The organism is Streptomyces sp. NPDC004732, from assembly GCF_040609235.1.
Classification (GTDB): Bacteria; Actinomycetota; Actinomycetes; order Streptomycetales; family Streptomycetaceae; genus Streptomyces.
Map to the genome: position 1 here is coordinate 64,433 of NZ_JBEXJR010000008.1, position 16,773 is coordinate 81,205.

Consider the following 16,773-nt stretch of genomic DNA (forward strand, 5'->3'; position numbering starts at 1 on the left):
GGGGGAAGCGGGGGCGTGGCGCGCCCGGCCCCAACTCCGGTGCCCCTAGCCTCGGTTCAGGCGGCGCGCAGACGCCACCGGGCTCGGCTTCCGTGTACGTGATCGCTCCACCGAAGCCGAGCCACCAACCCCCGAGCTCTTATGAGTGACACCGCGGGCGAACGGGTGAACAGCCCTTCCCGCGCGGGCCGTGCGGTGATGCACTGAATGCGCTTCATGGGACAGGCCTGGTCGCTTTCCGCCAGCCGTCGGCTCCTATGCCGTGGGTGAGCGACCTACCAACAGGCAGGTCTCTACCTCCCTTGCGCCGGCAGGGAAGCGGTCCCGTCTGCTTCCCTGCCGGCGTACTGGCGTGTCCGGCTCCGCGCTTCCCCGGTCAGCGCCGGGAGGATGCCATCCCGCGCCGGTACAGGATCGCGCCGCCGAGCAGCAGGGCCGCACTCGCGCCCGCCGCGCCGAGCAGCTTGTCGTCCGACCCCGTCGCAGCCAACTCGCCGCGTGCCATGTCGACATGGACCGGTCGCGGCGCACGCGAGCCGTGCGGCCCGTGGTGCGGTGCAGCCTGCGACGGCACCTTGGCGTGCCGCGGGCCGTCGGGGTGCGCCGGGGGCATGGCCCGGGGGCGCGGGTCGGGTCCCTGCGGTGCCGGGTCGGTGGGCGGCGCGGTGGTGACCGGCGGCGCCTGGTGCGGGGCGTCGGAGTCGCAGTGGTTGCCGGTGGTGCCGGAGAGGAGGGCCACGACGCCCACGGCGTTGCCGCACGCGTTCACCGGTGCGTCGACCGGTGCCTTGGCGTTGTTGCCCGCCAGCACGCCGGGCGAGTGGGACGCGTCGCCGACCGCGGAGGCGCCGGTCGCGGGTCCTGACGAGTCCGTCGAGTCCGTGGCGTCGTCCTCGGCGACGGGTGGTGCCGCCTTCGGGGCGCTCCGCACCTCCGGTGCCGTCTCCGGGCCGGAGTGGGAGTGCGAGCTGGAGCCGCACGAGTTGCCGGTGGCGGGGTTGCCCACCGCGGCGACGTTCGCGCTGTTGCCGCAGACGTTCACCGGCACTTCGAGCGGGGCCTGCACGCTGTTGCCCGACAAGAAGCCGGGCGAGTCCAGTGCCTCCCCGTTCGCCTCACCGGCGGCGAACGCGTGGCCGCCGGACAGGGACAGGATGCTCGTGGCAGCCGCGGCGGAGAGCATTCCTTTGCTGAGGGCCTGTCGCAATCTAATGGTCTTTCTCTGTCCGAGGGGGAAGTCGGCCCCGGCGCCGGAAGGGCTGCCGGGGCCGACTGAGGCGCAGCAGGTAAAGCTGGGCGCCTACGTCAGTCGTTGGCGCACGTGTTGCCGAACGCCGGGTTCAGGAGCGCGATGACGTCGACGCTGTTGCCGCACACGTTGACGGGAACGTGGACCGGGATCTGGACGGAGTTGCCGGACAGGACGCCCGGGGAGCCCACGGCCGCACCCTCGGCACCGGCGTCGGCGAACGCCGGGGCGCCCAGGCTCAGAGCCATGACGGCGCCAGCAATGAACGTTGCGCTCTTCTTGAGCTTCATAGCTTTTCCCTTCTTTACGGGTCACGCCTATACGGCGACCTGAGTCCTACTCAACGAGCGGTAGGACCAGAAGAAACCGCGAAGTTGACAACCATCGGAAGTTCACTCGAATGCGACTGCAGGGCATGAAAAAGCCCGGGCCGCCCGAGGAGGAGGAAAAATCGGGTGGCCCGAGCAATCTCTGCCGAACGACGGATCAGCCGTTGTGCTCGCCGTTACCGGCCAGCACCGGGATGTCGCTCAGGATGTGCGACAGCGGCTCGTCGCCCTTGGCCTGGGTCGAGTTCTCGGTGCACTGCTGGTTCTGCGGCGCCGAGAGGATCGGGATGTCCTGGACCGCGATCGGCACGAGGCCGACGAGCGAACCGACGTTGCCCTTGACGGGCAGGCCGACACAGGGCTTGTTGAGCGAGCCCTGAACCAGGGAAAGCTGCGGGCTCATGTCGCCCTTGGTGGCGGAGTTGCCGAACGACTGCTTGGCGTCGTTGCCGCTCATCGACGTGGTGCCGCCGTCGTCACCGATGGCCATCGCGGCAGGCGAAGCGGCGGCCGAAATACCGACGACGGAGACGGCGACCGCGGCCGCTGCCATTGCCTTCTTGAGCATTTGATGTTCCTTTTCTGGCAGACGCTCTGGTTACAGCGAGCTGCTCAACTCGCCCCGCGGCGTTTGGTTCCGGTCGTTCACTCCATCGGATCTTTCGGCAATCGCCGTACTGCCGCGGGGGCCCCGCTCGATAGGCCATTGGAGTGAACCCGGGTAAATCCTAGGAACCCCTCATTGCTCCGGTAGTTGCTACAGGGTGCTCCTTGGACGGGGGCTCACCTCAGAAGGGAAATCCTGTGCTCAAGAAGGTTATGACCGCGGCTGCGGTCACGGCTTCCGTCGTCGGCATGTCGGCCGCCGCGGCTCCCACGGCTCTCGCCATCGGCAACGACGGCGGCACCGAGACGATGAGCGGCAACAACGCCATGCAGGAGTTCGGCAACTCCGCCACGTACGGCAACATGAGCCCGCAGATGGCCCTCATCCAGGGCTCGCTCAACAAGCCCTGCATCGGCCTGCCCGCCAAGGCCAACGTCGGCTCCCTCGTCGGTCTCGTGCCGATCTCGGTCCAGGACATCCCGGTCCTCTCGGCGCCGCAGAACCAGCAGTGCACCGAGAACTCCACCCAGGCCAAGGGCGACGAGCCGCTCTCGCACATCCTGAGCGACATCCCGCTGCTGTCCGGCAACGGTGACAGCAACCACTGACGCTCATTCGCAGTTCAGCGGGCCGCCCATGCTCTCCTGGGCGGCCCGCTGTTTTGTCAGTGGTTGTTGCTTCAGTGGCTGTTCTGTCAGTGCCGGGGCCACGGATCGCGGTCGACCAGGGCCTGCCATTCGGGGTCGGGGCGCCCCGGGAGCGTTCTCCCCTGTTCACGCCATTTCCTGATCAGTGATTCGTAGATGGGGTCCGTGAGACAGTCCGGGGACTGCCTGCTCACCGGGATGACACCTTGCCGCTGCCACGGCCCTGTGCGGTCAGCCATATGTCCTCGTCACGAGTGTGGGGGCGCCTTCTGGTTTCGTTCCTGTCGAAGTCCGAAACGAAACAGCACCGTTGAGGCGAAAGAGTTGTTCACTTGCGCCACACTCCCTTCGCAACGGAATGACACGTCGGCCGGTTTACGGTTTCAGGGTTCCTCTTCCCCCTCACTCAATTCGCGGAGAAAAACATGGGGACGGCCTCCCGTACGCCTGGCAAGAAGCGAGCCGTAAAGCGTCTCGGCATCGTCACCACGGGGCTCGCGCTCGCCGCCGCCCTCACCGGAATCACCGCGGCCGCCGCCCCTCTCCCTGTCCAACGCATCGATGTCTTCGGCGGCATGAAGAATCGTCCGAACGACGGACCCGGTACGAATATCCTGCTGCTCGGGACGGACAGCCGCGCCGGTCTCACGAAATCCGAGCGGCGGCGCTTCTCCACCGGTAAAAGGGGCTGCGACTGCGCCGACACGATGATGCTCGTCCATGTGTCGGCGAAGGCCCACCGGGTCAGCGTCGTCGGCCTGCCCAGGGACTCCCGCACCGTCATCCCCGAGCGCCGGGACGAGACGACGGGCCAGGGCTCACCGGCCCACCCCGCCAAGCTCAACGCGGCCTATGCCGAGGGCGGACCCCGGCTCGCGGTGCACACCATCGAGCAGATGACGAACGTCAGGATCGACCACTACCTGGAGATCGACTTCCGGCGGTTCATCGACGGTGTGAACGAGGCGGGAGGGGTGCGCGTGTGCACGAAGCGCCCCCTGAAGGACTTCGCGACCAAGCTGAACCTGAAGCCCGGCACGCACAAGCTGTCGGGCGGCCGGTCCCTGCAGTACGTGCGCTCCCGGCACGTGGACAACAGTGCGGACTTCGGCCGTATGCAGCGTCAGCAGCGCTTCCTGGTCGGGGTGTTGCGCACGCTCTCCGCGGACCGCTCGTTCGCCGACCCCGTCAGGACCGCGCGGCTGGCCCGGACCGTCCTCGGCTCCACCCGCGTCGACCAGGGCTTCACCGTCGACCGGCTCACCGAACTCACCGTCGCCCTGCGCAAGCTGTCGCCCTCGGCGACCGAGTTCATGACGGTCCCCGTCGGCGGCTTCAGCGACCCGCAGGAAGGTATCGGCGCCACCCTCGAATGGGACAGGCCCAAGGCCGACAAGGTCTTCGACGCCCTGAACCGGGACCGCGCCCTGACCCGCAGAAAGGCGTCCGCCGCCCCAGCCGACCCGCCCCGGCTGCTCCGCCAGACGGCCTTCCGCGGCGACAAGGTCGCCTGCCGCTGACGTACAAGATCGACCGCCCCTGACGTTCAGCACACTAATCGGCCGAACGGGGCACTGGCCGCAACCGCTGACCCACCACTCAGTTGATCACCATGCGGCTCCGAAGCGGAGCCTCTCTTCGAAGGGAACCCCATCACCATGAAGAAGCTGTTCGCGACGGCCGCCCTCGCCGCTTCCGTCGCCGGTGTCTCCGGCATTGCGGCCCCGCAGGCCATGGCCATCGGTGACGACACCGGCACGACCTCGGTCAGCGGCAACGGTGCCGAGCAGGTGTTCGGCAACTCCGCCACGCACGGCAACATGAGCCCGCAGATGTCCCTGGTCCAGGGCTCGCTGAACAAGCCCTGCATCGGCCTGCCGGCCAAGGCCAACGTCGGCTCCCTGGTCGGCCTCGTGCCGATCGCCGTCCAGGACATCCCGGTCCTCTCGGCGCCGCAGAACCAGCAGTGCACCGAGAACTCCACCCAGGCCAAGGGCGACGAGCCGCTGTCGCACATCCTGGAGGACATCCCGGTCCTCTCGGGCAACGGCGCCCACAACGGCTGATCCGGGCAGAGCCCCGACGACTCGGTTCGTCCGACGGCCGCGCACGGATTCCGTGCGCGGCCGTGGCGCGTTCCGGCACCGGCCCGGCGAACCACCCGAATGACGTGTGTGGGGAGTGACTCGTCGGGCAGCCGAAGAAGGAACAGTCCCCACAACACCGGTGGGAGTGATGCGCTGTGACAACCGACAGCACGCAGGACACCTGCATCCTCACCCGCCCCCGAACCCCGGCCGCCGCCCGGGACGTCGTACGCGCACTGCTGCGCCAGGGGCACCACGACGCCAGTGACATGGCTGTCGACGACGCGGTCCTCGTGACCTCCGAACTGGTCACCAACGCCCTCCGGCACGGCGGCGGGCTGCGCGGCTTCGAGTGCCGGGTCCGGCCCGGCTTCGTCGAGATCGCCGTCGAGGACGGCAGCGACACGGTCCCGCGGACCCGTACGCGCACGAGCCTGCTCATGAGCGGCGGACACGGCTGGCCCTCCGTGTGCCAGCTGTCCGACGAGGTGTCCGTGACGCGCCTTCCCGAGGGAGGGAAGTGCATCGTGGCCCGCGTTCCGCTGGCCGCGTGAACCGCGCCCCGGCGGGCAGGGCACGTACCCGTGTGGCTACCGGCGAGGCCGGTCGGGACGGGGTTCCATGGGCCGTACCCCACTCTCATTCCGGAAGGGCCGGTCCCCACGGTGCTGCAGCGATGCGTGAAGACAGTCCTCGTGACAGCGATGGCCGCGGCGACGGCGGTGCTGCCCGGTGCGGCGAACGCCGCCGACCTGTACGAGGTCACCGTGGACAGCACGGCCCGGCTCACCCCGGACGGCACGAAGGCGGTCGTCGCAGGTACGTACACGTGCCAGGGCCTCCAGGGCCCCGTACGGCTGCGGATCACGCTGCGCACGCAGCAGGAGCGCGAGCTCGACGCGGACGAGGCGCAGGCGGTGCAGGGCCTCTACCAATGGGTGGGGCTCCCCGGCCTGCCCGTCCCGGACACGGCGACGAGCAGCACCACCAAGGAGCAGATCCTCGACGGCGCCTGTGACGGCAGCGCCACGGCCCACCCCTGGCAGCACGGCTTCGCCGGAGTGCCGGGGAAGGGCACCAAGGGCTCGGTCACCGTGGCGATGACCTCGGTGGACTCCAGTACGGACGAGGTGAAGAAGCTCGCCGACACGACGGGCGAGGTGACGTTCTCCTAGGCGGCACACGCGGGCGGTCCCGCGCCGCCTCACACCCGCCCGGTCACCGTCACCGAGACCCGCGAAGGCTCCCCGGTCAGCCGCTCCAGCGTCTCCGTCACGGCGGCGCGGACCTCGCGGGTGACGTCCACGGCCCGGTGGCCGCGGCTCAGGACGACGTAGACCTCGGTGTGCCAGCCCGCCGCCCCCTTGCCGCGGGTGATCCGGACCGCCGAGGAGCGCGGGGACGGGGCGGCGCCCTTCGTCAGCAGGTTGGCGGCGCGGAGCAGGTCGGCGAGGCCGGGGCGCAGGAAGGCGACGCCCGGCGTGCCGAGCACCGCTTCCTGGACGGCTTCGGCCAGCGCGCTGGTTGCGAGTCGTTGCGTCACGGGTGCCGCCCCTCTGCAGTGTCGTCGTCGGCGTTGGCGTCGGCGTCATCGATGAGGTCGGCAACCGTCACGTCGACGGTCGCGACCCGCATGCCCAACTCGTCGTCGACCGCCTCAAGGATCGTGTACCGGACGCGCTCGGCGACCTCCTGGAGGTTCCAGGTGAGGGCCACTTCCACCTCCGCGCGGATGTGCACGGGCCCGCGCGGCCACCGTCCCGCCGGGGCTCCGGTGCCGCCCTCGTGGGCGAGCGCCTCGATGCGGCAGCTGCCCGCCCTTACTCCCGGCAGGGAATCCGCGGCCGCGCGGACGGTTCTTGCCACGGCGGCCTCCACGATCCAGGTGTCCTCCGCCACGTCGCCCAGCGGCAGCGTGCGGCCCGGCCGCAGTTCGAGGCGCACCACGTCCATGACGCGGCCGACGAGCGCGGCGGTGTCGGGCTCCCGCTCCCACCGGTCGCTCTCGTGGTCCCGCTCGCGGGCGGCGGAGACGACGTCCTCCAAGCTCCGCAGCGCGTCCAGCGCCTCGGTGCAGTGCGGGCAGGCGTCGGCGTGCGGATCGCTCCCGCCGTCCTCCGCGCGCTCCCACACGTCCCACAGCGCACGGCCGCAGGGGAGCAGCTCGTTCGAGTCGTCGGCGTCTGCTGGTCCATCCGTCGTCGGGTTGTCCGTCATCGGCCCGTGCCCTTCGTTCACCGCCATGCGGCCATCGCTTCCGTGAGATGGCGCCGCGCCCGGAAGACGCGGCCCCTTACGGCTTCCGGGCTGATGCCGACCGACTCGGCGATGGCGTCGTAGGAAAGGCCGTTGAGCTCGCGCAGCACCCAGCACACGCGCTGTTCCGGGGACAGCCCCTCCATCGCCTTGCCGAGGTCCGCCACGGCCGCATGCGCCTCGGCGACCCTCGCAGGCGATGCCTCGTGCTCCGGAGCCTGCGGTTCCGGCACCTCGCCCAGGTCCAGGGCGGGGCGGCGGGCACGCAGCACGTTCAGACACCGGTTGGTGACGATGCGGTGCATCCACGTGCCGAACCGCGCGTCCCTGCGGAACTCCGGCATCTTGCGCCAGGCGCTCACAAAGGACTCCTGCACCGCGTCCTCGGCCTCCGTACGGCTGCCGAGCAGCCGCGTGGCGAGCCGCAGCAGACCGGGCGCATGGCGGCGCACGAGCTTCTCGAAGGCCTCGTCGTCGCCTTCGGCAGCCCGTACGGCCAGCAATCCGTCATCGCGCGGTGAGGAGGCATCCGCCTCGTCCTGCGCTCTGCCCCGGTCCCCCGGCACTCGCGGCTCCTCTCACTCCAGTCGTACTCCTACGACACACGGCGGGCCACCCGCGTTACGCGACGCGGGCAGATCGGCCACCAGAAAAAGAAATTCCTCCGAGGCGCGTAACGGATCCGGGGCACTCGGGTCGTAGGAGTTGAGCAGTCCCTGACGACCTGACAACGAGGAGATGCCTTTCATGGCGACTCAGGAGAGCACTTCGAAGACGTCCGCAACGGCGTCCCGTGGAGATGAGCAGGGCCTCACCGGCACCGTGCAGTCCGTGCCGGGCAGCACCACCGTGACGGGCCGCACCGGGGCCAGCGAGCCCGCCGCGACCCGCGGCAAGACCTCCATCGCCGACGTGGTGGTGGTGAAGATCGCCGGGACGGCCGCACGCGAGATCCCCGGCGTGCACGACATGGGCGGCGGGCTCTCCCGCACCATCGGGGCCGTCCGCGACCGTGTCCCCGGCGGGCGTCCCAACGTCGGGCGCGGCGTGAAGGTCGAGGTCGGCGAGCGGCAGACGGCGATCGACCTGGACATCGTCGTCGAGTACGGCGTCCCGATCACCGACGTCGCCCACGACGTGCGCGAGAACGTCATCGCCGCCGTGGAGCGCATCACCGGGCTCGAGGTCGTCGAGGTCAACGTCGCGGTCAACGACGTACGGCTGCCCGACGACGACAGCGCGGACTCCGCCGGCGACACGCGTGTGGAGTAAGTGGTGAACACAGCTCTGGTGGGCCTGGTCGCCGGGATGGCCCTGGGGTTCGCCGCGTGGTTCGGCGGCTTCGGGGCGTTCCTCCTGGTCGGCGCGCTCGGCGCGGTCGGCTTCGTGGTGGGGCGCCTCGTGGATGACGGCACGGACGTACGGGGCTTCCTCAGCGGCCGGGACCGGGGCCGTCGATGAGTGTCCCCGGCGTCCCCGCGGCGGACCGCGGCACGACGACCGTCGCCGACCGCGCGGTGCGCCGCATCGCCGAGCGGGCCGCCACGGAGGCGCTCGCGCCCGGCGAGGTGCGGACCGGCCGGAGTTCGGCATCGGTCCGCGGCCGCCGGGCGCGGGTCGACGTCACCGTGACGCTGCCCTATCCCCTGGTGCTCGACGAGTCGGGCGAGCGCGTCCGGTCGCACGTCGCCGACCGCACGGCCCGGCTCACCGGCCTCGCCGTGCCCACGGCGCGGGTGCGGGTCAGGGAGCTGCGCGTACGGGCGGCGGGCGAGGGGACCGTGGTGGCGCAGACGGTGGCCGAGGAGCAGGCGGGCGGCGAGCTGCGGGCCCGGCGCCCGTGGTCCCCGCGCCGCGCGCCCGTGGCGGTGGCGGCGCTGGCTGCCGCCGCCGCCTGCGCCGTGCTCCTTTACGACGTGCTGGCCGTGCACGCGGCCGGTCGTGCGCCCGCGCGCTGGCGGTCCGACCTGATGGACCGGCTCACCACGCACGGCCCGCACGCGGGCGCGTGGCCCGGCGCGGTGGCGGCGTTCGCCGTGCTCTGCCTCGGCGTGTGGCTGCTGGTCCTCGCCGTCACGCCGGGCGCGCGCGGGCGGCTGCCCCTGCGGCCGCCGCTGCCGGACGTCCGCGCGGTCATCGACCGGAGCGCCGTGGCGACGCTGCTGCGGGACGCCGTGTCGGGCCTGCCCGGCATCACCCGCGTGCGGGTCCGTGTCGGGCGGCGCAGGGCCACCGTGCGCGCCGGGCTCGCCTTCGGCGAACTCGACCCGGCCCACCGGGCATTGACCGAGGCGGCGGAGCGCGCCCTGGCCTCCTGCGGGGCCGCCAGACCGCCGCGGCTGCGGGTCAGGCTGCGCACCGAACCCGCCTGGCGCGCTCCGGCGCAAGGAGGTGATGGCCAGTGAGCCGTCTCCGTACCAACAGCAACCGCACCGCCCTGCTCTGTCTCGCGGTGGCGCTCCTGGGCGCGGGAGCCGTGCTGGCGTCCGCGACCGATGTCGTACGCGACCGGCTGCCGTCGGACGTGCCGCGGCTCGGCTCCGACCGGGTGTGGCTCGACGGGCAGGAGCTCAGCGGGTGGCGGGACCAGGGCTGGTGGACGCCGTTGGTGATCGCCGCGCTCTCCGTCGGCGTACTCCTGTTCCTCGGCTGGGCCGTGGCGCAGGTGCGCGGCGGGCGGCTGCGCGAACTGCCCCTCGGGCAGCCCGACGTCACGCTGTCCGGGGCCGCGCTTGCGGCGGTGATGACCGAGCGGGCGCGCGCCATCGACGGCGTGGCCCACGCGCGCGTACGCCTCCGGGGGAACCCGCGGCGGCTGCGGGCCCGCATCACGCTGGTCCTGCTGCCGGACAGTTCGCCGGAGGCGGTGCTCGGGTGCCTCGCCCGGCAGACGGTGACCGAGGCGCGGGCCGCGGTGTCACCCCGCCCGCTGGCCGTCGGCGTACACCTCACGGTGCGGTCGCCGCGGGCCGGTTCGGCGCGTCGCAGGTCCGTCGGCCGACCGCGCCGTCTGCTCTGAATTTCTCCGGTTCACCGGTTCACCGGTTCTCCCGTTCTCCGGACAGTACGAATGACCCACCTGCTGATAGGAGAAGTAGGGCCGACTGGAGTACTTGGCGGTCAACGCCATTTCCTTCAAAGACGTTCATCCGTTCAGTCGGTCATGGAACTCAGGGACCGGCTTGAGCGACATGCCGTGCTCGCAGACATGTATTGCGAAGCCAACGAGCGTGTCGTGGACGCGCAGTTGACCTTGGAGGAGCTGAGAAAGAGCAGAAACCGTGTGCTGGCGGCGCTCGCCGTCACCATCGGCAGCGACACGGGGGCGGCGCACGTGCTCGGTCTGCCGGAACGCGACGTGCGGACGGCACGCAAGTCCGTGAACCGCGAGGAAGCGCTCGACCTGGCGACCAACGTGCTCGACCTGGCCGCGGAGGCCGCGTCGGTCCAGGCGTACGCGCCACGGTCCGCGCCCGTGGAGCCGTGCGAGCCGCAGGAGACACAGGCGCAGGCACCGACACCGGCGCAGGAGCCCCGGGCCGTGCCGGAGCGGGCCTCCCCCGACCCGGCGGAATCCTTGACGGCGACGATTCCCACGCCCGTGGTCGCGCCCGCGGCCGCACCCGTTCGGGAGACCGTCGCGGTGTCCGCGCCCGCGTCCGCGGCCGCGCCGAAGCCCGCGCCCGGACCCGTCGCTGCCCCTGCCCCCGCTCCCGCGGCCGCCTCCGCCGCCCCGCACGTGCAGGTCGCGGCTCCCGCGGCGGTGCCCCACACCGTCGCGTGGACCGTGCCGATGGACCAGCTGCTGGTCCAGGGCTGGCACGAGGGGGTGAACCCCAGCGTGCTCGCCACTCAGCTGGGCTGTGATCTGACGGCACTGGCGCTCAGGGTGCAGGAGCTCTCCTATGCGGAGAGCGCACCCGCCCAGGCAGCGGCCGCCGCGGCTCAGGCCGATGTCCGGACGGGAGGTGACTCATGGGAGCCCGCGCAGGCTCCCTCGCGACAACCCGGGCGCCACCGGCGCCACCGAGCCGACGGGTCTCCTCATGGCCTTTTCCCGCAAGAGACGCTGAGCCAGCATCCTCCGTACGCGCAGCAGGGGCAGCCGGAGGACTACCACCTTCCCTATGGGGACGTGCATGCGTATCCCGTCGGAATGTGAGAGGGCCGAGATGTGAGAGGACCGGACCTCAGCGTTCGGTGAGCAGCCCGGAGCGCAGCTTGGCGAGGGTGCGCGTCAGCAGCCGCGAGACGTGCATCTGCGAGATGCTGAGCACCTCCCCGATCTGGGCCTGCGTCATCTCCTGGCCGAAGCGCATCTCGATGATGTGCCGCTCGCGCTCGTTCAACTGCTCGATGAGCGGGGCGAGGGCGTGCAGATCCTCGAAGAGGTCGAGCGCGGGGTCGTCCTCGCCGAGCACGTCGGCGTAGTCACGGCCCTGCGAGCCGTCGTCCTGGCCGACGGGGACGTCGATGGAGCCCGCCGTGTAGCCGTTGGCGGCGACGAGGCCGTCGTTGACCTCCTCCTCGGTGAGGTCGAGGTGGTCCGCGAGCTCCCGGACGGTGGGTTCGCGGTCCAGCTCGGCGCCCAGCGACTCCTTGGCCTTGGAGAGGTCGACGCGGAGCTCCTGGAGGCGGCGCGGAACGTGCACGGCCCAGGTGGTGTCGCGGAAGAACCTCTTGATCTCGCCCGTGATGTACGGCAGCGCGAAGGTGCTGAACGCGACCTCGCGGGACAGGTCGAAGCGGTCGATGGCCTTGATCAGGCCGATCGTGCCGACCTGCACGATGTCGTCGATGTCGGTGCTGCCGCCGCGGAACCGGCCTGCCGCGTAGTGCACGAGGGACAGGTTCATCTCGATCAGGGTGTTGCGCGCGTACTGATACTCGTGCGTGCCCTCTTCGAGCACCTGGAGCCGGTCGAAGAAGATCTTCGACAGGTCCCGGGCGTCCTTGGGCGCGACGCTGCCCGCGTCCTCGACCCACGGCAGTTCGCTGCTGTACATCTCTTCCCAGGGAGCAGGCGCCGGGCGCGCTTCCTCTTGTGCAGATGCTGCAGTCAACTGTGTAGGCGGCCTCACGGGTTCACCTTCGCTCGGGGACAACGGGCGGGACATCCACAGTCCCGTCTTCCCAGTACTTCCCGGTTTAAGCTCCCCGAGTACGAGGCGAGTTCGAAGGGCCCCTGTCCGACCTGACGCACCGTTCCGCTCGCCGGTCCGTACTGTCACCATGCGGAGTCAGGGTGTAGGGGGAGTCGCCCTCAGCGGGCGGGGCGGGAGGCGCACATGCCAGAGATGTTCCTGCGGCGGCTGAGCCGTTGGCAGGCGGAGCAGCAGCGCGAGGCCGTCGCCGACCTCTATGTGGAGGCGGGTCGCGGCACGGTCGGTACGGCCGGTGTGGCGGGTGCCACCGGTAGTGGCGTGGCCAATATCGGCGTGGCCAGTGGCTCGGGTACCGGCGAATCCAGGTACGGCCTGCGGCAGGACTTCCTGCGCCGCTTCGAACACGACGTGCAGCAGACCGACTTCGACATGGTCGTGGCCGACTCCGGGGGCCTGGTCGGCTGCCTCTACGGCTACCGCGCCGAGCGGGGCGGCGAGTGGTGGGAGTCCCTCCGCAGCGTCCTCTCCCCCGACGTCGAGGAACGGACCGCTTCGGGGCGGGTGTTCCTGCTGAGGGAGCTGATGGTGGTGCCCGCGGAGCGCGGCTCGGGCGTCGCGGCCCGGCTGCGGACGCTGCTCCTCACCCGGCACACGTCCGAAGTCGTCGTCGCCGTCATCGACCCGGACGACGTCCAGGGCCGGAAGGTGCTGCAGTCGTGGGACTGGACGCAGCTCGGCGGGTTCACTCCCCGGCAGGAGGGCTGGCTGAGGCCACCGTCCCCGCTGCCGTGAGACACCGCCGCCGTGAGGCACCGCCGCCCCTCCTACCGGCCCACCGGCCTGCTCGCCCGCAGGGAGTACATGAGCGGGATGCGGGGCCGGTCGGAGGGGAAGCGGTAGGCGCCGTCGCGGAGTTCGAGCGTGCCGAAGCGCTCGAAGAGCGTCTGGTCGCGCTCGCGCAGGAACTCGATGCGCAGGTCCGCGGCGGCGAGCGCGGAGACGACGTCGCCGATCGGGTGCTGCCACTCGACCGTGCGGTTGTGGACGGTGGGGGTGGTCGTGTCCGCGTACCCGCCGGGTGTGTCGTCGACCCAGGCGTCGCGCGCGAAGTAGTCGTGCTCGACGCGTGAGCCCGTGGCGTCGTCCAGGACGTCGGTGAGCGGATGGAACTCGGAGAGGTAGAGGAAGCCGCCGGGCGTCACCAGTGAGGCGGCGGTCTCGGCCCAGCGCTGGATGTCGGGCAGCCAGCCGAGCGCGCCCACTCCGGTGTAGACGATGTCGTACGAGGCGTCGGGCACCGCATCGGCCGCGTCGTACACGTCGGCTGCGACGAAAGTGGCCTGCTCCGGGGTGAGGCCGAGCTCGGCGGCGAGCTCGCGGGCGGCTTCGACGGCAGGCTCGGAGAAGTCGAGCCCGACCACGCGGGACGCGCCGTGCCGCGCCCAGGACAGGGTGTCGAGGCCGATGTGGCACTGCAGGTGCAGCAGGGACTTTCCGCGTACGTCGCCGACCTCCGCTAGCTCGTGGTCGCGCAGCGGGTCCTTGCCCGCGCGGAAGGCGTCGAGGTCGTAGTAGTCGCTGGCGAGGTGGAGCGGAACGCGCTCGTCCCAGCGCCTCCGGTTGGTCTCGCGCCAGTCCTCGGGCGTCCGGGAGTACATGGTCGAAAAGTTATCCACAGGCTGGGGAATCCCGCCAGCGGATTGTCGGCGGGGGCAGGCAGTATGGGGGCATGAGCGAGACGGGTGCGACGAGCGCGACGGGTGCAGGGATCACGGGGGCGGAGTCCTCCATGCCGGACTGGGAGAAGCGGTTCAGGGCGCCGCGGGTGTCACTGCCGGACTGGGCGGAGGACGCCCCGCAGCGCTCCTTGTTCGTGTCGAACGCGACGGGGACTTATGAGTTGTACGCATGGGACAGGTCGACCGGCGCCCAGCGCCAGGTGACCGAGCGGGCGAACGGCACGACGGACGGCGCGCTGTCGCCCGACGGCGAGTGGATCTGGTGGTTCGACGACACGGACGGCGACGAGTTCGGCGTATGGCGGCGCCAGCCCTTCACCGGGGGCGGCGACGAGGCCGCGGTGCCGGGCCTGGAGGCCTCCTATCCCGCGGGTCTCGCCCTGGGCAGGGACGGCAGGACGGTGGTCGTCGGCCGCTCCACGGACGACGAGGGCTCCACGATCCATGTCGTACGCCCTGACGGCACCGCCCCGGTCGAGGTGTACCGCCACCGGGAGTCGGCGGGCGTCGGCGACCTCTCGCACGACGGCACGCTGATCGCCGTCGAGCACACGGAGCACGGCGACGCGATGCACTCCGCCCTCCGGGTGATCCGGCCCGACGGCTCGGCCGTCGCCGAGCTCGACGACACCAAGGGCGGCACGGTCGAGCTGGGCCTCGAGGTCCTCGGCTTCGCCCCGGTCGACGGCGACACGCGGCTGCTCGTCGGGCATCAGCGGCGCGGCCGCTGGGAGCCGATGGTGTGGGACGTCGCGTCGGGCGAGGAGAACGACCTCGTGCTCGGCCTGCCGGGCGATGTGAGCGCCGAGTGGTATCCGGACGGCTCCGCACTCCTCGTCGCACACGAGTTCGAGGCCCGCGGCGAGCTCTTCCGGTTCGACCTGTCCACCGCCGAGCTGGCGCGGATCGAGACGCCCGCGGGCTCCGTGTCGGGCGCGACGGCCCGTCCCGACGGCTCCGTGGAGTACATGTGGTCGTCGGCGGCCGAGCCGCCGGTGGTCCGCTCCACGGCGGGCGGCGTGGTCCTGGACCCGCCCGGCATGAAGGCCCCGAAGTCCGTCCCGGTGGAGGACGTGTGGGTGGAAGGGCCCGGCGGCCGCATCCACGCACTCGTCCAGCGCCCCGCGGGCTCTGCGGCCTCGTCGGGCCCCCTGCCCACCGTCTTCGAGGTGCACGGCGGCCCCACCTGGCACGACAGCGACTCCTTCGCGGCGGGACCGGCCGCCTGGGTCGACCACGGCTACGCGGTCGTCCGGGTCAACTACCGCGGCTCGACGGGGTACGGCAGGGAGTGGACCGACGCCCTCAAGCACCGCGTCGGCCTCATCGAGCTGGAGGACATCGAGGCGGTCCGGGAGTGGGCGGTGACGTCCGGTCTGGCCGACCCCGACCGGCTGGTCCTCGCGGGCGGCTCCTGGGGCGGGTATCTCACGCTGCTCGGCCTCGGCACCCAGCCCCGGTCCTGGGCGGTCGGCCTGGCGGCCGTCCCCGTCGCGGACTACGTGACGGCGTACCACGACGAGATGGAAGCACTGAAGGCGATGGACCGCACGCTGCTCGGCGGCACGCCGGAGGAGGTCCCCGACCGCTTCCGCGCCTCGTCCCCGCTGACGTACGTGGACGACGTGCAGGCCCCCGTCTACATCTCCGCGGGCGTCAACGACCCCCGCTGCCCGATCCGCCAGATCGACAACTACGTGACCCGCCTCGCCGCCCGAGGCGCCCCCCACGAGGTCTACCGCTACGACGCGGGCCACGGGTCGCTGGTCGTGGACGAGCGCATCAAGCAGGTGTCCCTGGAGCTGGACTTCGCGGAGCGGTATCTGGGGGAGAGGGCCTAGAGGTCTCTCGCGGGGCGCCCCGCCGGGGTGGCGGACCCCACGGACGGGCGCCCCGTAGGGGCCCCGTACCGTGGGGGTGTGTACCGGTTTCTGCTGACGCCACGCTGGTGGGGCATCAACGTCTTCGTCGTGCTGGCCATCCCCTTCTGCATTTTCATGGGTTCCTGGCAGCTCGGCCGCTTCGAGGACCGCGTACAGGACCATGAGTCCGCCAAGGAGCACGTCAAGGAGCAGGCCTCGGAGTCCGCGGCCGACGCCGAGGGCCGACCCCTTGGCTCACTGCTCCCCGTCGACAGGGAAACCTCCGGCGAGCAGGCCACGGCGACCGGTCGCTACGGCAAGCAGCTTCTCGTACCGGACCGGGAGCTGGACGAGAAGCGCGGCTTCTACGTACTGACCCTGCTGCGGACGGACAGCGGAAAGTCGCTGCCCGTGGTCCGCGGCTGGCTGCCCGGCGACGCGAGCGACGCCAAGGCTCCGGCCGCCCCCAAGGGCGAGGTCACGGTGAAGGGCGCTCTGCAGGCTTCGGAGAGCCCGGGTTCCAACGGGGTCAGCGCCGCGGGCGGCCTGCCCGACGGCCAGCTGGGCGCGATCAGCTCGGCGTCGCTGGTCAACGTCGTGCGCGACGACCTGTACGACGCGTGGATCACCCTCGACAAGGCCGACTCGGGGATGAAGGCGGTCCCTGCGACCGCACCGAACAACACCGGCCTGGACCTGAAGGCCTTCCAGAACCTCGGCTACACCGGCGAGTGGTTCGTCTTCGCGGGCTTCGTCGTCTTCATGTGGTTCCGGCTGTTCCGCCGCGAGGCGGAGTTCGCCCGCGACGCACGGCTCGGCCTGCTCCCGGACCCGGAGTCCGACAGCGAGCCGGTCGCGCCGCCCGCCTAGGAAGCGGGCAGCCAGGAAGCGG

Annotated in this window: 21 protein-coding genes; 13 read left to right on the forward strand and 8 right to left on the reverse strand. The window is 71.2% G+C overall.

The genetic code is table 11. The features are described from left to right. Positions 1 to 376 precede the first annotated feature (376 nt). The 3 genes from ABZV77_RS24045 to ABZV77_RS24055 all read right to left on the reverse strand — a co-directional run bounded on the left by ABZV77_RS24045 (position 377) and on the right by ABZV77_RS24055 (position 2,146). Entirely contained in the window at positions 377 to 1,207 is an 831-nt protein-coding gene (locus tag ABZV77_RS24045; RefSeq protein WP_356260402.1) for a chaplin family protein, read from the reverse strand. A 98-nt stretch (positions 1,208 to 1,305) separates the two neighbouring features. After that, positions 1,306 to 1,539 carry a chaplin gene (locus ABZV77_RS24050; RefSeq protein ID WP_356260405.1) on the reverse strand — a complete coding sequence of 78 codons (234 nt, stop codon included), beginning with the start codon at positions 1,537 to 1,539 and terminating at the stop codon, positions 1,306 to 1,308. 196 nt (positions 1,540 to 1,735) lie between these two features. Then, positions 1,736 to 2,146, reverse strand: a complete 411-nt coding sequence (locus ABZV77_RS24055) for a rodlin (RefSeq protein ID WP_356260408.1) — start codon at positions 2,144 to 2,146, stop codon at positions 1,736 to 1,738. 236 nt (positions 2,147 to 2,382) lie between these two features. Here ABZV77_RS24055 and ABZV77_RS24060 point away from each other — a divergent pair, with 236 nt between their 5' ends. The 5 genes from ABZV77_RS24060 to ABZV77_RS24080 all read left to right on the forward strand — a co-directional run bounded on the left by ABZV77_RS24060 (position 2,383) and on the right by ABZV77_RS24080 (position 6,094). Then, entirely contained in the window at positions 2,383 to 2,793 is a 411-nt protein-coding gene (locus ABZV77_RS24060; protein WP_356260411.1) for a rodlin, read from the forward strand. A gap of 464 nt (positions 2,794 to 3,257) precedes the next feature. Further along, positions 3,258 to 4,352, forward strand: coding sequence for an LCP family protein (locus ABZV77_RS24065; protein ID WP_356260413.1), 1,095 nt, complete (start codon positions 3,258 to 3,260; stop codon positions 4,350 to 4,352). Between the two features lie 138 nt (positions 4,353 to 4,490). Next, positions 4,491 to 4,898 carry a rodlin gene (locus tag ABZV77_RS24070; protein WP_356260416.1) on the forward strand — a complete coding sequence of 136 codons (408 nt, stop codon included), beginning with the start codon at positions 4,491 to 4,493 and terminating at the stop codon, positions 4,896 to 4,898. Positions 4,899 to 5,074: 176 nt separating this feature from the next. Then, positions 5,075 to 5,473, forward strand: coding sequence for an ATP-binding protein (locus tag ABZV77_RS24075; protein WP_356260419.1), 399 nt, complete (start codon positions 5,075 to 5,077; stop codon positions 5,471 to 5,473). A gap of 126 nt (positions 5,474 to 5,599) precedes the next feature. Then, positions 5,600 to 6,094, forward strand: a complete 495-nt coding sequence (locus tag ABZV77_RS24080) for a hypothetical protein (protein ID WP_356260422.1) — start codon at positions 5,600 to 5,602, stop codon at positions 6,092 to 6,094. Positions 6,095 to 6,123: 29 nt separating this feature from the next. On the opposite strand, the gene ABZV77_RS24085 is transcribed toward ABZV77_RS24080, so the two are convergent. Genes ABZV77_RS24085 through ABZV77_RS24095 form a run of 3 tightly spaced genes read right to left on the reverse strand, consistent with a single transcriptional unit; the run spans position 6,124 to position 7,741 of the window. Then, positions 6,124 to 6,462 carry an Asp23/Gls24 family envelope stress response protein gene (locus ABZV77_RS24085; RefSeq protein ID WP_356260425.1) on the reverse strand — a complete coding sequence of 113 codons (339 nt, stop codon included), beginning with the start codon at positions 6,460 to 6,462 and terminating at the stop codon, positions 6,124 to 6,126. After that, positions 6,459 to 7,163, reverse strand: a complete 705-nt coding sequence (locus ABZV77_RS24090; RefSeq protein ID WP_356260428.1) for a hypothetical protein — start codon at positions 7,161 to 7,163, stop codon at positions 6,459 to 6,461. The genes ABZV77_RS24085 and ABZV77_RS24090 overlap by 4 nt, the downstream gene beginning before the upstream one ends. Further along, positions 7,154 to 7,741: a sigma-70 family RNA polymerase sigma factor gene (locus ABZV77_RS24095; protein ID WP_356260431.1), complete on the reverse strand. Its 588-nt coding sequence runs from the start codon at positions 7,739 to 7,741 to the stop codon at positions 7,154 to 7,156. The genes ABZV77_RS24090 and ABZV77_RS24095 overlap by 10 nt, the downstream gene beginning before the upstream one ends. 181 nt (positions 7,742 to 7,922) lie before the next feature. On the opposite strand from ABZV77_RS24095, the gene ABZV77_RS24100 reads away from it, so the two are divergent. From ABZV77_RS24100 to ABZV77_RS24120, 5 genes are all read left to right on the forward strand, one after another. Further along, the gene (locus tag ABZV77_RS24100; protein ID WP_356260434.1) at positions 7,923 to 8,447 is read left to right on the forward strand and encodes an Asp23/Gls24 family envelope stress response protein; all 525 of its coding nucleotides are present in this window, start codon (positions 7,923 to 7,925) and stop codon (positions 8,445 to 8,447) included. 3 nt (positions 8,448 to 8,450) lie between these two features. Next, entirely contained in the window at positions 8,451 to 8,636 is a 186-nt protein-coding gene (locus ABZV77_RS24105) for a hypothetical protein (protein ID WP_356260437.1), read from the forward strand. Further along, positions 8,633 to 9,580 (forward strand): DUF6286 domain-containing protein, encoded by a 948-nt coding sequence (locus ABZV77_RS24110; protein WP_356260440.1) that lies wholly within the window; start codon positions 8,633 to 8,635, stop codon positions 9,578 to 9,580. The genes ABZV77_RS24105 and ABZV77_RS24110 overlap by 4 nt, the downstream gene beginning before the upstream one ends. Beyond that, complete coding sequence (locus ABZV77_RS24115) at positions 9,577 to 10,194, forward strand: hypothetical protein (protein ID WP_356260443.1); 618 nt, start codon at positions 9,577 to 9,579, stop codon at positions 10,192 to 10,194. The genes ABZV77_RS24110 and ABZV77_RS24115 overlap by 4 nt, the downstream gene beginning before the upstream one ends. 216 nt (positions 10,195 to 10,410) lie before the next feature. Continuing rightward, a complete protein-coding gene (locus ABZV77_RS24120; protein ID WP_356260446.1) occupies positions 10,411 to 11,337 on the forward strand; it encodes a hypothetical protein in 927 nt (308 codons plus the stop codon). Between the two features lie 28 nt (positions 11,338 to 11,365). Here ABZV77_RS24120 and ABZV77_RS24125 read toward each other — a convergent pair whose 3' ends face one another. Further along, complete coding sequence (locus tag ABZV77_RS24125; protein ID WP_356260449.1) at positions 11,366 to 12,181, reverse strand: RNA polymerase sigma factor SigF; 816 nt, start codon at positions 12,179 to 12,181, stop codon at positions 11,366 to 11,368. Between the two features lie 282 nt (positions 12,182 to 12,463). On the opposite strand from ABZV77_RS24125, the gene ABZV77_RS24130 reads away from it, so the two are divergent. Continuing rightward, the gene (locus ABZV77_RS24130) at positions 12,464 to 13,072 is read left to right on the forward strand and encodes a hypothetical protein (RefSeq protein ID WP_356260452.1); all 609 of its coding nucleotides are present in this window, start codon (positions 12,464 to 12,466) and stop codon (positions 13,070 to 13,072) included. 32 nt (positions 13,073 to 13,104) lie between these two features. On the opposite strand, the gene ABZV77_RS24135 is transcribed toward ABZV77_RS24130, so the two are convergent. Beyond that, positions 13,105 to 13,938: a class I SAM-dependent methyltransferase gene (locus ABZV77_RS24135; protein ID WP_356260455.1), complete on the reverse strand. Its 834-nt coding sequence runs from the start codon at positions 13,936 to 13,938 to the stop codon at positions 13,105 to 13,107. A 131-nt stretch (positions 13,939 to 14,069) separates the two neighbouring features. Between ABZV77_RS24135 and ABZV77_RS24140 the strand changes: the two genes are divergently transcribed. After that, on the forward strand, positions 14,070 to 15,860 hold the full coding sequence (locus ABZV77_RS24140) for a prolyl oligopeptidase family serine peptidase (RefSeq protein WP_356261587.1): 1,791 nt from the start codon (positions 14,070 to 14,072) through the stop codon (positions 15,858 to 15,860). A 78-nt stretch (positions 15,861 to 15,938) separates the two neighbouring features. Beyond that, positions 15,939 to 16,751 (forward strand): SURF1 family protein, encoded by an 813-nt coding sequence (locus ABZV77_RS24145; protein ID WP_356260458.1) that lies wholly within the window; start codon positions 15,939 to 15,941, stop codon positions 16,749 to 16,751. The last annotated feature ends 22 nt before the right edge of the window (positions 16,752 to 16,773 follow it).

Bases quoted from the DNA above. Each gene is read 5' to 3' on its own strand.
- ABZV77_RS24050 (WP_356260405.1), bottom strand. From the start codon at position 1,539: ATGAAGCTCAAGAAGAGCGCAACGTTCATTGCTGGCGCCGTCATGGCT.
- ABZV77_RS24055 (WP_356260408.1), bottom strand. From the start codon at position 2,146: ATGCTCAAGAAGGCAATGGCAGCGGCCGCGGTCGCCGTCTCCGTCGTC.
- ABZV77_RS24065 (WP_356260413.1), top strand. From the start codon at position 3,258: ATGGGGACGGCCTCCCGTACGCCTGGCAAGAAGCGAGCCGTAAAGCGT.
- ABZV77_RS24070 (WP_356260416.1), top strand. From the start codon at position 4,491: ATGAAGAAGCTGTTCGCGACGGCCGCCCTCGCCGCTTCCGTCGCCGGT.
- ABZV77_RS24090 (WP_356260428.1), bottom strand. From the start codon at position 7,163: ATGGCGGTGAACGAAGGGCACGGGCCGATGACGGACAACCCGACGACG.
- ABZV77_RS24100 (WP_356260434.1), top strand. From the start codon at position 7,923: ATGGCGACTCAGGAGAGCACTTCGAAGACGTCCGCAACGGCGTCCCGT.
- ABZV77_RS24110 (WP_356260440.1), top strand. From the start codon at position 8,633: ATGAGTGTCCCCGGCGTCCCCGCGGCGGACCGCGGCACGACGACCGTC.
- ABZV77_RS24125 (WP_356260449.1), bottom strand. From the start codon at position 12,181: ATGTACAGCAGCGAACTGCCGTGGGTCGAGGACGCGGGCAGCGTCGCG.
- ABZV77_RS24130 (WP_356260452.1), top strand. From the start codon at position 12,464: ATGCCAGAGATGTTCCTGCGGCGGCTGAGCCGTTGGCAGGCGGAGCAG.
- ABZV77_RS24135 (WP_356260455.1), bottom strand. From the start codon at position 13,938: ATGTACTCCCGGACGCCCGAGGACTGGCGCGAGACCAACCGGAGGCGC.
- ABZV77_RS24140 (WP_356261587.1), top strand. From the start codon at position 14,070: ATGCCGGACTGGGAGAAGCGGTTCAGGGCGCCGCGGGTGTCACTGCCG.